A 12761-nucleotide genomic window follows, 5' to 3' on the forward strand; every position below is an offset into this window, starting at 1 on the left:
CATGTCGCAGCAAGCCCCATTCAAGAACGCCGTTGCCATCGTCACAGGAGGCACCCAGGGCCTCGGGGAGACCATTGCCCGCACCCTCGCCGAGCGCGGCGCGGCCGGGGTCGTGATCTGCGGCCGCGACGCGGCCAGGGGCGAAGCGGTGGCAAGGGATCTCTCCGCCCAAGGCTGCCGCGCGGAATTCGTGCAGGCCGACCTCGCCGAGGTCGAGCAGGCGCGCAACGTCGCCGCAAGGGCAGACACGGTCTTTGGCCGCGTCGATGTGCTCGTGAACGCAGCCGGCATGACGGATCGCGGTACGATCTTCGACACCAGTCCGGAACTTTTCGACCGCATGTTCGCGGTCAATGTGCGCGCGCCATTCTTCCTCATGCAGGAGGCGGCCAAGATCATGCGGCGTGAGAAGATCGAAGGGTCGATCGTCAACATCCTGTCCATGTCTGCCCATGGCGGCCAGCCCTTCATCTCGGCCTATTGCGGTTCGAAGGGCGCGCTGGCGACGCTCACGAAGAATGCGGCCTTCAGCCTGATGCCGTGGCGGATCCGCGTGAACGGGCTCAACATCGGCTGGATGAGCACGCCGGGCGAGGATCGGATCATGCGCACCTATCACGGCGCGCAGGATGGCTGGCTGGAGAAGGCGGCCGAGGCCCAGCCCTTCGGCCGCCTGCTCGACCCGGCGGAGGTGGCCCGCAGCGTCGCCTTTCTGGCGAGCGGCGAATCCGGCCTCATGACCGGCTCCATCATCGATTTCGACCAGTCCGTGCTGGGCTGCTACGAGAGCGCTCCGCATCCCTCGAAACCCGCCGCAGCCTGAGGTCGGTCACCGCTCCAGGACGACAAGGAAGCCGGGGACCGGCCGCCCGTGGTCCTCCCGGATCGCAAGGTGTTCGAACAGCACGGAGTGGAACCCCGCCTCGGCGGCGAGCGCGCGCAGATAAGCCTCGCCATGGGCGTAGCGTGCGTCCTCGCCGAGGACGAACCCCTCGCCCTCATGGGCCTGAACCGTGAAGGCGAAAAGCCCGCCCGGCTTCAGCACGCGCGCGATTCCCCGAAAGGCGGCATCGAGTGCCGCCATGTAGACGAACACGTCCGCTGCGAGAACGAGATCGGCGGCCCCGGTCTCGCACCGCCCGAGAAAGGCGACGAGCCCGCCCTCGTGGAGTGCGTCGTAGAGCTTTTCCCGGCGTGCCCTGTCGAGCATTCCGGGGGAGAGATCGACCCCTTCGATCCGGGAACAGCGTCCCTCCAGGGCTCTTGCCATCAACCCGGTGCCGCAGCCGAGATCGTAGGTCGTGCCGAAACGGTCCGGGCGCATACGGATGGAGCACGCCCGGCGCAAGGCATCGACGAGGAGTTCCGGCCCGCGATAGGAAAGGGTCCGGACGAGGTGCCGCTCGAAGCGCGGCGCGTAGTCGTCGAAGAGCGCCCGGACGTAGCCCTCGGACACGGCCTCGCCCGGGGCGACGATTCCCAGCCGCGCCAGATCGAGGCCGACGCCGAGCGTGTCCTCGGGCTCCAGGGACAGGGCCTGCCGGAGCGCCTCCGCCGCTGCCTCGGGCTGTCCGAGTCCCATCGCGGCGCGTCCGAGAAGGGCATGGGCGGCGGCGAAACCGGGAGCCAGATCCAGAACCTGGCGCGCGAGATCGGCCGCACACGCGAAATCCTTCTCGTCGAAGGCTCCGCGAGCGTATTCGTATCGGCGGTCGGCAAGAAGATCGCCGGAGGAGCGATAGATCGAAGCAGGACTCATGGCGCCATGCCATGAGCGAGAGCGAAAACACTGTCAATCCGATGAACGGATAGTGGGCCCTGCCCTGAAATTCTCTGTGCGAGGTCCTATATTCCCAGTACATGGCGCTGCGTTCCACCGACATCCTCAAACAGACCCCGCAAGGGCTTTACTGCCCCCTTGGGGACTTCCACATCGACCCGATCAGGCCGGTGAAGCGGGCGCTGATCACCCACGGGCATTCCGACCACGCCAGGTCGGGGCATCGTTCGGTCCTGGCAACGCGCGAGACCCTGCGGATCATGGGCGTGCGCTATGGCGATGATTTCGCGGGAACGATCCAGGAAGCTCGGCTGGGCGAGAGCATCCGCCTTGGCGATGCGACGGTGCGCTTCACCCCGGCGGGCCACGTGCTCGGCTCGGCGCAGATCACGGTCGAGGCCGGCGGCACGCGCGTCGTCGTCTCCGGCGACTACAAGCGCGCCGAGGATCCGACCTGCCTTCCCTACGAGGTCGTGCCCTGCGATGTCTTCATCACCGAAGCGACCTTCGGCCTGCCGGTCTTCCGCCACCCGGATACCCGCGGCGAGGTACGCAGGCTCCTCGATTCCGTCCATCTTTTCCCGGAGCGCACCCACATCGTCGGCGCCTATGCGCTGGGCAAGGCACAACGGGTCATGGCTCTGCTGCGGGAGGAGGGCTACGAGCGACCGATCTACCTGCACGGCGCCATGGAGCGGCTGACGGAGTTCTACAAGTTGGAGGGCGTGCCGCTGGGCGAGACACCGAAGGTCGTCGCTGGAGAGCGGTCCCGGCTCGCGGGGGCCATCGTGATCTGCCCGCCCTCCGCCATCCAGGACCTCTGGTCTCGACGCTTTCCCGATCCTGTCACCTGCTTCGCCTCCGGCTGGATGCGGGTGCGGGCCCGGGCGCGCCAGAAGGGCGTCGAGCTGCCGCTCGTCATTTCCGACCATTCCGACTGGGACGATCTCTGCCGCACGATCGTCGAGACCGGCGCAGGCGAGGTCTGGGTGACCCATGGCCAGGAGGATGCCCTCGTCCATTGGTGCACCCAGCAGGGCATCAAAGCGCGGCCCCTGCATATGCTGGGTTACGGCGACGAGGGCGAGGCAGAGGCGGCGGCTCCCGCTCCCACTCCGCCCCGCGGGGAGGATGAAGGGGGGATCGCATGAACCGCTTCGCCGCGCTCCTCGACCGGCTCGCCTACGAGCCGCGCCGCAATGCCAAGCTGCGTCTTCTCGTGGATTACTTCACCCACACGCCTGACCCGGACCGCGGCTACGCGTTGGCTGCACTCACGAATTCCCTGATGTTCAAGGAGGCCAAACCGGGCCTGATCCGGGGCCTGGTGGAGGAGCGCACTGACCCGGTCCTGTTCCGGATGTCCTACCATTATGTGGGCGACCTTGCGGAGACGACAGCGCTGATCTGGCCCCATCCGACGCATGCCTCCTTCATTCACGCGGGAGGGACCAGCGCTCATCCCCTTTCTGTCTCTCTCCCACAGGAGGAGAAAGGGCAGGTCGAGCCCGGTCTCGGTCACAACAACCCGCCCCTCCATGTCCCGACCATTTCCGAGGTTGTCGAGACTCTGGCGACCGCAGGCAAGAGCGAGCTGCCGGCCCGCGTCGCCGGTTGGCTCGACGCGCTCGACGAGACCGGCCGATGGGCGCTGCTGAAGCTCATCACCCGTGAGCTGCGCGTCGGTGTCTCCGCCCGCCTTGCGAAGACTGCCGTCGCACAGATCGGTGGCGTCGACGCCGACGAGGTGGAGCTGATCTGGCACGGCCTGGAGCCACCCTATGCGGATCTTTTCGCCTGGGTCGAAGGCCGCGCGCAAAAGCCCGAATCCACCAATCCAGCCCCGTTCCGCCCGCCGATGCTTTCGCATCCGCTCGAAGAGGAGGATTTCGCCAAGCTCGACGCCACCGAGTTCCTGGGAGAATGGAAATGGGACGGCATCCGCCTGCAGGCGGTCTCGGGCCGCGCGAGCGACGGCCGCCTCGTCAGACGCATCTATTCCCGAACCGGCGAGGACGTATCGCGGGCTTTTCCGGATCTGGTGGAAGCCCTCGATTTCGAAGGGGCGATCGATGGAGAGCTCCTGATCGTCCGTGACGGCCGCGTGCAGAGCTTCAACGTGCTCCAACAGCGCCTGAACCGGAAGGCCGTGACGCCCAAGCTCATGGCCGAGTTTCCGGCCCATCTGCGGGTCTACGACATCCTCACCGAAGGGGACGAAGACCTCCGGCACCTGCCATTCGAGGAGCGGCGGCGGCGCCTCGAAGCCCTTGTCGTCCGGCTTGACGATCCCCGCATCGACCTGTCACCCCTCGTGGAGTTTTCGTCTTGGGAGGTTCTCGCCGCGGCCCGGTCCGACCCCGCATCCGTCGGCGCGGGCCCCGATGCCGACGCGATCGAAGGCTGTATGATCAAGCGGGCGGACAGCCCTTATCTTCCCGGGCGCCCCAAGGGCTACTGGTACAAATGGAAGCGCGATCCCTATCTGGTGGACGCGGTGATGATGTATGGCCAGCGCGGGCACGGAAAGCGCTCATCCTATTACTCCGACTACACCTTCGGCGTCTGGCGCGACGGGCCGGGTGGTGAGGAACTCGTGCCTGTCGGCAAGGCCTATCACGGCTTCACGGACGAGGAACTGCTGAAGCTCGACCGCTACGTCCGCAACCATACTGTCAACCGGTTCGGTCCTGTGCGGGAGGTCGAGTATGGCAAGGATCGCGGCCTGGTGCTCGAGGTCGCCTTCGAAGGCCTGCAGCGTTCGACCCGCCACAAATCCGGCGTCGCCATGCGATTTCCCCGGATCAATCGGATTCGCTGGGACAAGCCGGCGGCGGAGGCGGACCGGATCGAGACCCTGGAAAAGATCCTCGACCGCGGCGAGAAGGAGATCCATCCCCTCAAGGGGCGTATGATCGGCGGGACGGAGGGTGAGGCATCATGACCGTGCTGGCAATTGAAACCCTCACTGACGGCAGCGTGACCCAGCAGGCCATGGGGCGCCTCATGGTCGAGACGCAGGGCCAAGGCTTTACCGAGCTGACGGAGCCTGCCGCCCGGTGGGTGCTGGGAACCGGGATCCTGCACGGGATCCTGACCGTCTTCTGCCGCCATACCTCGGCCTCCCTCCTCATCCAGGAGAATGCCGACCCGGACGTGCGCCGGGATCTGCTCACCGCCTTCGACCGGCTGGCGCCCCGCGACGCGACCTACGTCCACGCCACCGAGGGCACGGATGACATGCCGGCCCATGTCCGGACCGTGCTGACCGGATCGTCACTGAGTATTCCCGTAACGGAAGGCCAGATGGCGTTGGGCACTTGGCAGGGCGTGTTCCTCGTCGAGCATCGGGACAGGCCGCATTGCCGCGATATCCTGTTTCATCTCATCGGGGCCTGACCGGTTCCTACGCCTGTCACGCTTGGTTTTCCTGCTCCATTCGGCTGGAGTTTCGGCTAGAATGGGGCGCTGCGCCCTCCTCGCCTTGCCATTTCACGGGGGATGTGGCTAAGGCTCAGGGAGTTGCGTGGGAGACACCAGAGTGCAAGGTCAAAATACCACGATCATCATCGCCGACGACCATCCGCTGTTCCGCGGCGCATTGCGACAGGCGATCGGCTCCATCATGCCGAAGGCCCGGGTCATCGAGGCCAACGGCATGGATGACCTCCATACCGCCCTCGGGCATGAGCGTGATATCGACCTGATCCTTCTCGACCTGACTATGCCGGGAGTGCAAGGCTTCTCCGGCCTCCTCTCCCTGAGAGCCCAGCATCCCGAGCTCCCGGTGGTCATCGTCTCGGCGACCGAGGAGGCGACTGTCATCCGCCGCGCCATGGAATTCGGCGCCTCGGGCTTCATTCCGAAATCCATCGACATCGACAGCATCGGGGGCGCCATCGGCGCCGTGCTCGCCGGCGACATCTGGACGCCGCCCGACGTGGACCTCTCGGCGGCCGAGGACAAGGAAACCGCCGATCTCGTGCGTCGCCTCGCCACGCTGACCCCGCAGCAGGTCCGCGTGCTGACGATGCTCTCCGAAGGACTTCTCAACAAGCAGATCGCCTACGAACTCTCGGTTTCGGAAGCGACAGTGAAGGCCCACGTCTCGGCCATCCTCGACAAGCTCGGCGTCGACAGCCGCACCCAGGCGGTGATCGCCGCTGCCAAGATCGGCGTGACCCAGCGCCCCTCCCCCGCCAGCGCCGAATGAGGCGTCCCGCTCGACCCTGTCAGAGCCCGTTCACGAACGCGTCGATGCGCGAGAGGGCCCGTTCGGCCATCGCGCTCTCATAGCGGATGAAGACATGGCAGCCGCCTGGCCAGACGGCGAGGTCGGACTTGTTGGCGAAGGATGCCCACCGCGCCGCCATGAAGAGGCTATCGTCGAGCAGGAGATCCCTGGTTCCGACCGAGAACAGCGCCGGAGGCATTCCTTCGAGATCGGCATATAGGGGCGACAGGTCGGGATCGCGCCTGTCAGCCAGAGGGCCGCACAAATTATCGGCGAAGATCCGGACGTCCCGGGTGTTGAGCACGAGTTTGTCCGGTCCCCAGTTTACGACGCTCGGTGTGAGGCTGAGATCGTAGCAGCCGGCGAAGAGGTTCGCGCCGCGAAACGGCGTCAGGCCATGCCGGTCGCGCAAGCGCAGCAGCGTCGCAGCGGAGAGATGCGCGCCGGCCGACTCGCCGCCGATGAAGAGACGGTCCGTGCCGAAGCGCCTCGTGCCCTCACGGACGACCCAGAGCGCGGCGGCCTCGCAATCGTTGTGGGCGGCGGGATAGGGATTCTCCGGTGCAAGGCTGTATTCGACGGATACCACGGCAAGGCCGCACTTGTCGGCCATGCGGTCGAGATAGGGGTCCTGTTCGTCTGCGGTGCCCCAGGTCCAGCCGCCGCCATGGATATGGAGATAGATGCCTTTCGGGTTGGCCGGGGCGACGATCCGGAGCTGGAGCGGACCGGCGGGGCCTTCGATCTCGATGACCTGCGCGCGCGGGCTCTTCGGCATGGGTGGGAACGGGCCGATCCCCTGCCGTCGTCGCTCGCGCACCAGGGCGAGCGGCACCGACCACGGATCCGGCGAGGCGGACAGCCGGGCCAGGATTTCCGCATTCTGGGACTTGATTTCGTCGCTGACGCAGGAGGGGTCGAAGAGGGTGGGATCGATCATGCCAAGCTCAAGTGAGGTTGCGTTCATCGTCGACCCTTGCGATGAAGCACACGCAAAGGCTGCGGTCCAGCAGCGCGAGGGGATAAGGATGGGACAATGTCCAATGTGACCCGATTTCTCGGTGGCTCGCCGGGCTCGGTGCTGGTCAAGCTGATCTTCCTGTCACTGCTCGTCGGCGCCTTCATGGCCTTTCTCGACATTACGCCCTTCGGCCTGGTCGAGGGCATCTACAACTGGCTGCGCTCGCTTCTCGGCCTCAGCCTCGATACGGTGATCGAGGTCGGGCGCTGGATTCTCTACGGCGCCGTCATCGTCGTTCCCCTCTGGCTGATCGCGCGTCTCTTCGGCCGCCACTGAGAGCAACCATGGAAGGCTCCATTTCCTCACGGCGGGTCACCGTCACGCACAGGCGCATGCTCGCGCTGGCGCTGCCCATGACCCTGTCGCACGTGACGACGCCGCTGCTCGGCCTCGTCGATGCCACGGTGATCGGCCGACTGGGCGAGGCGCATCTTCTCGGGGCCGTTGCCCTGGGCGCCGTGGTCTTCGATTTCGTGTTCTGGAGCTTCGGGTCCCTGCGCATGGCGACCGCCGGCATGACCGCCCAGGCCACCGGGGCCGGCGACAGGCACGAGGTGGACCGTGCGCTCGGTCGCGCCCTCCTCGTCGCTGTCGTCACCGGCCTTCTCCTGATCCTGCTGCAATGGCCGATCGCGATGGTCGCCTTTCCGCTGACCGGCGCAAGCGCGGCAGTGAAGGTGGCGCTCGCGACCTATTTCTATATCCGCATCTGGGCGGCCCCCTTCACGCTGGCGAACTACGTCATCCTCGGCTCGACGCTCGGACGCGGCCGCACGGATCTCGGCCTGTTCCTGCAGGTCGCCATCAACGTGGCGAACATCCTCCTGACCTCTGCCCTGGTCCTGATCTTCCACTGGGGCGTCGCGGGCGCGGCCATCGGCACGGCGATCGCGGAAGTCTTCGGCGTCGGCCTCGGAATCGCCGTGCTGCGGCGGTTGGGTTCCAATCCATTCGCGGTGGAGCGGCACGAGATTCTCGACCGCACGGCGATGCTGCAGACATTGAGCATGAACCGGGACATCATGATCCGCAACATGGCGCTGATGCTGGCCTTCGGCATCTTCAGCGCTTTTGGCGCACGCTCCGGCGACGTGACGCTGGCCGCGAATGCCGTGCTCTACAACATGTTCCTGATCGGCGGATATTTTCTCGACGGCTTCGCCACGGCCGCGGAGACCCTGTGCGGACAGAGCATCGGCGCCCGTGACGAGCGCAGCTTCAACCGCGCGGTTGTCTTGAGCCTCGGCTGGAGCATCGGCTTCGGCCTTGCGGTCTCCAGCCTCTTCCTGGTCGGCGGCGGGGCATTCATCGACTTCGTCTCGACCAGCGCGGATGTCCGGGTTTATGCCCGTGACTATCTGGCCTACGCGGCGCTGACCCCGCTGATCGGCGCAGCCGCCTTCGCCTTCGACGGGATCTATACGGGTGCGACCTGGACGAAGGCCATGCGCGATCTCATGCTGATTGCCCTTATGGCATATGGCGCAGTGCTCTTCGCAGCAGGGTCGCTCGGCAATACCGGACTGTGGATAGCGCTCCTGGTCTTTCTCGGCACCCGCGGCCTGGGACAGGCTCTGCTCTGGCCCCGGCTGATGCGCAGGACGTTCCCGCGCCACGAAGCCTGATCGGATCCGAGCCGTGCTCCGTTCAGAACCGGCCCTCCGCGATCTCGGCGGCATCGCGTCCGATGGCCCGATCCAGGGAAGTACCTTCCTTTGCGAGGGTCTCCAGGATGCCTTGCTTGATCTCGCCGATGAGGCCGGGACCCTTGTAGACCAGAGCGGAATAGAGCTGCACGAGGCTCGCCCCCGCCCGGATCTTCGCCCAGGCCGTTTGGGGGGAGCCGACGCCGCCGACACCGACGAGGGGAAGCCTGCGCTCGACACGGAGAAATGTCTGGGCAAGCAGCCTCGTCGAGGGCTCGAAAAGCGGCCTGCCGGACAGGCCGCCGGTTTCCTTCGCGAGGGCTTTGTCCCTGAGCTGGTCCGGACGCGCGATGGTGGTATTCGACACCGTCAGCCCATCGACACCGCGGCGCAGCGCTGTCGCGACGATGGCATCGAGCGTTTCGAGCGAAATATCGGGTGCGATCTTGAGGAGGATGGTCGTTTTCGGACGGCCCTGATCGGCCTTGTCCCGTGCCTCGATGCAACGCGCGAGAAGATCGTCGAGAAACGCTTCGCCCTGCAGATCGCGCAGACCCGGGGTGTTCGGCGACGACACGTTGATGGTGAGAAAATCGACGAGTCCCGCGAGGTCGCGGATGCACAGGGCATAGTCGGCGATACGGTCGCCGGAATCCTTGTTGGCGCCGATATTGACCCCGACGATTCCGGGTCGGCCGCGCCGCGCCGTCAGACGACGACGGGCAGCAGCCAGCCCCTCGCTGTTGAGACCGAAGCGATTGATGACCGCCTCATCCTGCGGGAGGCGGAAAACCCGCGGGCGCGGGTTTCCTTCCTGTGGTTTCGGCACGACGCCGCCGAGCTCGACGAAGCCGAAACCCAGCGACAGGAGCTGATCGGGAACCTCGCATTGCTTGTCGAAACCCGCAGCGAGTCCGACCGGGTTCGAAAAGTGTCGACCGAAGACCTCGATGGCGAGCCGGGGGTCGTCGGGTTCCGGCCGGGTGACCGGCATCAGCGACAGGCTGCGGATCGTCAATTGATGAGCGGTCTCAGCATCGAGCGCGTGCAGCACCTTTTTCGCAAAGGGAAACAGGCTTGTGATCATGCGGCGAGATCCGGAAAGACATGCCCTCCGTCCGCACCCAACGGCAAGGGCTTGACCCAGAGGACCGCGGAGAGAGGAAGAGGCGCATAGAGATGCGGGAACAGGTCGCCTCCCCGGGACGGTTCATAGCGCAGGGCTGGGCCAAGGCGCTCGTCGTCCACGGCAACGAGAAGCAGATCGGCCTGCCCGGCGAAATGTCTCTCCGCCGTTTCGCGGACCTGAGATGCGGTGGATAAATGGATGTACCCATCCTTCGCATCGATGGGCGCACCTGCGAAGACATTTGCCGCCTCGGCAGCCTTCCAGAGCGGTTGCGAACAGATTTTATAGATGATTGCCATAGCGCTTTTGAGTAGCGCCGGACCCTCGCCGGAGCAACCTGAACCTGGACGCGTTGTCGCTAGACCTTGTTCTCCGTTGTGCGAGCCATAGAACAACCTTAATTCCTAATCATAGGTTCGGTTTCCAGTAGAGTTTTTGGCGCCTCTCGAAGGTTCATCATATGTTGTCTCATGATCGCGTTTGGGCCGCTATCGATGCTCTGGCTTCCCGCCACGGCATGACCGCATCGGGCCTCGCCCGCAAGGCCGGACTCGATGCCACGAGTTTCAACAAATCAAAGCGCACCAGTCCCGAAGGCCGGGATCGCTGGCCTTCGACCGAGTCGATCGCGAAGATCCTGCGCGCGACCGGGGCCACGCTGGAGGATTTCCTGCGTCTCGTGGAGCCCTCCGGCTCACTGCGCCGTTCCACGATCCCCCTGGTCAGCCTGACGCAGGCGGCCTCAGGCGCCAAGCTTTTCACCGAAGAGGGCCTGCCGGTCGGCGGACCCGGATGGGACGAGATCGATTTTCCGGATTTCGGCCAGGAAAAGGTATTTGCCCTCGAGGTGACCGGCGATGCCATGGCGCCTCTCTACCGGGACGGCGACATCCTGATCGTCTCGCCCACCGCGGGCATGCGCAAGGGCGATCGGGTGATTGTGCGTCTGGCAAGCGGTGAGATCCTGGCGAAGGAACTCCGGCGCCGCTCCGCCAAGACCCTGGAACTTGCGGCGTTCGAGCCGGGCGTCGAGGATCGGGTGATCCCGGCCGAAGAGGTCGCCTGGGTCGCCCGGATCATGTGGGCGCGGCAATAGCAGCGAGTTCGGGCGCCTGTTCCGGCGGGCTCGGAAAGAACGCTCTTTCGTTGCCGCCGGATCGCGTTTCGCGCGAAGCCGATGCGTGCCCTTGCGCGAGTTTCTCTAGGCCGCGCGCTCCGCATTCCTCGCTTTCAGGAACGCCTCGTGCCCGCTCACGAGCTTGCCCTCGAGAGCCTTCTGGATCAGGTCCCGCGTTTCCTTAACACCGAACAGGGCGACAAAGGATCCGAAGCGCGGACCGCGCGGCTCACCGAGCAGCACCTGATAGATCGTGTTGAACCACTCGATGGAGACGCCGGGGCGCTCGGGCGTGGCGCCCTTGGCCTTGAGGTCCTGATAGCGGGGCTCGGCCCGGCCGACATTGTAGATTTCCTCCTGGATCGCCTCGGCCGTGACCGGGCGCTCGCCGTTCTCGAAGGCGCCCAGAACCTCCCAGAGGTGTCGCAGGGATGCCGCCTCGACCTCATCGGGCATGCGATAGGCCTTCTGCGGCTTCACGAAGTCCTCGAAATAGCGTCCGACACGCTTCACGAGGCTGTCGAGCCGGGGGTGGGTTTCCGGCGAGACGTTTGGCGCATAGCGCCGGATGAAGCCCCAGATCACGCCGGGATCCTCCGAGTTCGCCACTGCCACCAGGTTGAGCAGCATGGAGAAAGAGATCGTCGTGCCGGGCTGATTGCCGCCGCCCGCGGCCACCAGTTCGGGCGCCGGCGGATGGCCGGCATGGAGATGCCAGACCGGGTTCATGAGGCGCGCTTTGGCGTCCTGCGCGGGATACTTCTCCAGGAAGGTCAGATAATCGTCCACCTGCCGGGGGATCACGTCGAAATAAAGCTTCTTCGCCTCGCGGGGCTTGCTGAACATGAACAGCCCAAGGCTGTCCGGCGTGCCATAGGTGAGCCACTCGTCGATGGTGAGGCCGTTGCCCTTGGACTTGGAGATCTTCTGACCCTTCTCGTCCAGGAAGAGCTCGTAGTTGAAGCCTTCCGGCGGCAGGCCGCCGAGCGCCCTGGCGATCTCGCCGGAAAGCTTGACGCTGTCGATCAGATCCTTGCCGGCCATCTCGTAATCGACGCCCAGAGCAACCCAGCGCATGGCCCAGTCGGGCTTCCATTGCAGCTTGGCATGCCCGCCGGTCACCGGCGTCTCGAAGCGCTCGCCCGTCTCCGGATCGCGCCAGACGATGGTTCCCGCGTCGAGCTTGCGCTCGTCGATGGGCACCTGCATCACGATTCCGGTCTTCGGATGAATCGGCAGGAACGGCGAATAGGATTGCTGCCTCTCCTCGCGCAGGGACGGGAGCATGATGGCCATCACGGCATCGTAGCGCTCCAGCACGGTGAGCAGGGTCTTATCGAACCGGCCCGAGCGGTAGCACTCGGTCGCCGACAGGAACTCGTAGTCGAAGCCGAAGGCGTCGAGGAATTCGCGCAGGCGCGCGTTGTTGTGGTGGGCGAAGCTCTCATGGGTGCCGAATGGGTCCGGCACCTGGGTCAGGGGCTTGCCGAGGGAGGCGCCGACCAGTTCCTTGTTCGGGATGTTGTCGGGCACCTTGCGCAGGCCGTCCATGTCGTCCGAGAAGGCGAAGAGCCGCGTCGGGATCGTGTCGCCGGTCAGCACGCGGAAGGCATGCCGCACCATGCTGGTGCGAGCGACCTCGCCGAAGGTCCCGATATGCGGCAGGCCCGAGGGGCCATAGCCGGTTTCGAACAGCACCTCTTTCTTTCCCGTCCGTTTGAGCCGCTCCACAAGTTTGCGCGCCTCCTCGAAGGGCCAGGCGGTCGCGGTTTGAGCGGCGTCGATCAGGGCGGGGTCGAGAGAAAGAGGGTGAGACATGTGACCAAAAGCTGAT

13 protein-coding genes are annotated in these 12761 nt (G+C 65.5%); 8 read left to right on the top strand and 5 right to left on the bottom strand.

All coding sequences use genetic code 11. The annotated features are described in order from the left end of the window. The first annotated feature begins 1 nt into the window (after position 1). On the top strand, positions 2–823 hold the full coding sequence (locus tag AC522E_RS16055) for an SDR family oxidoreductase (protein ID WP_500747261.1): 822 nt from the start codon (positions 2–4) through the stop codon (positions 821–823). Positions 824–829: 6 nt separating this feature from the next. Here AC522E_RS16055 and AC522E_RS16060 read toward each other — a convergent pair whose 3' ends face one another. Continuing rightward, entirely contained in the window at positions 830–1759 is a 930-nt protein-coding gene (locus AC522E_RS16060) for a methyltransferase domain-containing protein (RefSeq protein ID WP_500747262.1), read from the bottom strand. Between the two features lie 101 nt (positions 1760–1860). Here AC522E_RS16060 and AC522E_RS16065 point away from each other — a divergent pair, with 101 nt between their 5' ends. The 4 genes from AC522E_RS16065 (at position 1861) to AC522E_RS16080 (ending at position 5993) form a co-directional block, all read left to right on the top strand. Then, positions 1861–2931, top strand: coding sequence for a ligase-associated DNA damage response exonuclease (locus tag AC522E_RS16065; RefSeq protein ID WP_500747263.1), 1071 nt, complete (start codon positions 1861–1863; stop codon positions 2929–2931). Then, on the top strand, positions 2928–4724 hold the full coding sequence (locus AC522E_RS16070; protein WP_500747264.1) for a cisplatin damage response ATP-dependent DNA ligase: 1797 nt from the start codon (positions 2928–2930) through the stop codon (positions 4722–4724). Before AC522E_RS16065 ends, AC522E_RS16070 begins: the two co-directional genes overlap by 4 nt. After that, positions 4721–5179 carry a secondary thiamine-phosphate synthase enzyme YjbQ gene (locus AC522E_RS16075; RefSeq protein WP_500747265.1) on the top strand — a complete coding sequence of 153 codons (459 nt, stop codon included), beginning with the start codon at positions 4721–4723 and terminating at the stop codon, positions 5177–5179. Before AC522E_RS16070 ends, AC522E_RS16075 begins: the two co-directional genes overlap by 4 nt. Before the next feature lie 142 nt (positions 5180–5321). Continuing rightward, entirely contained in the window at positions 5322–5993 is a 672-nt protein-coding gene (locus AC522E_RS16080; RefSeq protein ID WP_500747266.1) for a response regulator, read from the top strand. 19 nt (positions 5994–6012) lie between these two features. On the opposite strand, the gene AC522E_RS16085 is transcribed toward AC522E_RS16080, so the two are convergent. Next, the gene (locus AC522E_RS16085) at positions 6013–6954 is read right to left on the bottom strand and encodes an alpha/beta hydrolase (protein WP_500747267.1); all 942 of its coding nucleotides are present in this window, start codon (positions 6952–6954) and stop codon (positions 6013–6015) included. A gap of 96 nt (positions 6955–7050) precedes the next feature. Here AC522E_RS16085 and AC522E_RS16090 point away from each other — a divergent pair, with 96 nt between their 5' ends. Continuing rightward, the gene (locus tag AC522E_RS16090; protein ID WP_500747268.1) at positions 7051–7311 is read left to right on the top strand and encodes a DUF6460 domain-containing protein; all 261 of its coding nucleotides are present in this window, start codon (positions 7051–7053) and stop codon (positions 7309–7311) included. Positions 7312–7319: 8 nt separating this feature from the next. Continuing rightward, positions 7320–8660, top strand: a complete 1341-nt coding sequence (locus AC522E_RS16095; RefSeq protein WP_500747269.1) for an MATE family efflux transporter — start codon at positions 7320–7322, stop codon at positions 8658–8660. A gap of 22 nt (positions 8661–8682) precedes the next feature. Here AC522E_RS16095 and AC522E_RS16100 read toward each other — a convergent pair whose 3' ends face one another. Further along, positions 8683–9768 carry a quinone-dependent dihydroorotate dehydrogenase gene (locus AC522E_RS16100; RefSeq protein WP_500747270.1) on the bottom strand — a complete coding sequence of 362 codons (1086 nt, stop codon included), beginning with the start codon at positions 9766–9768 and terminating at the stop codon, positions 8683–8685. Beyond that, a complete protein-coding gene (locus AC522E_RS16105) occupies positions 9765–10109 on the bottom strand; it encodes a DUF952 domain-containing protein (RefSeq protein WP_500747271.1) in 345 nt (114 codons plus the stop codon). Before AC522E_RS16105 ends, AC522E_RS16100 begins: the two co-directional genes overlap by 4 nt. A gap of 161 nt (positions 10110–10270) precedes the next feature. Here AC522E_RS16105 and AC522E_RS16110 point away from each other — a divergent pair, with 161 nt between their 5' ends. Beyond that, positions 10271–10906: a S24 family peptidase gene (locus AC522E_RS16110; protein WP_500747272.1), complete on the top strand. Its 636-nt coding sequence runs from the start codon at positions 10271–10273 to the stop codon at positions 10904–10906. A 105-nt stretch (positions 10907–11011) separates the two neighbouring features. Here the strand turns inward: AC522E_RS16110 and AC522E_RS16115 are convergent, their stop codons facing one another. Then, positions 11012–12745, bottom strand: coding sequence for a lysine--tRNA ligase (locus AC522E_RS16115; protein WP_500747273.1), 1734 nt, complete (start codon positions 12743–12745; stop codon positions 11012–11014). Between the last annotated feature and the right edge of the window lie 16 nt (positions 12746–12761).

It is taken from the genome of Microvirga sp. BF8, assembly GCF_059888585.1.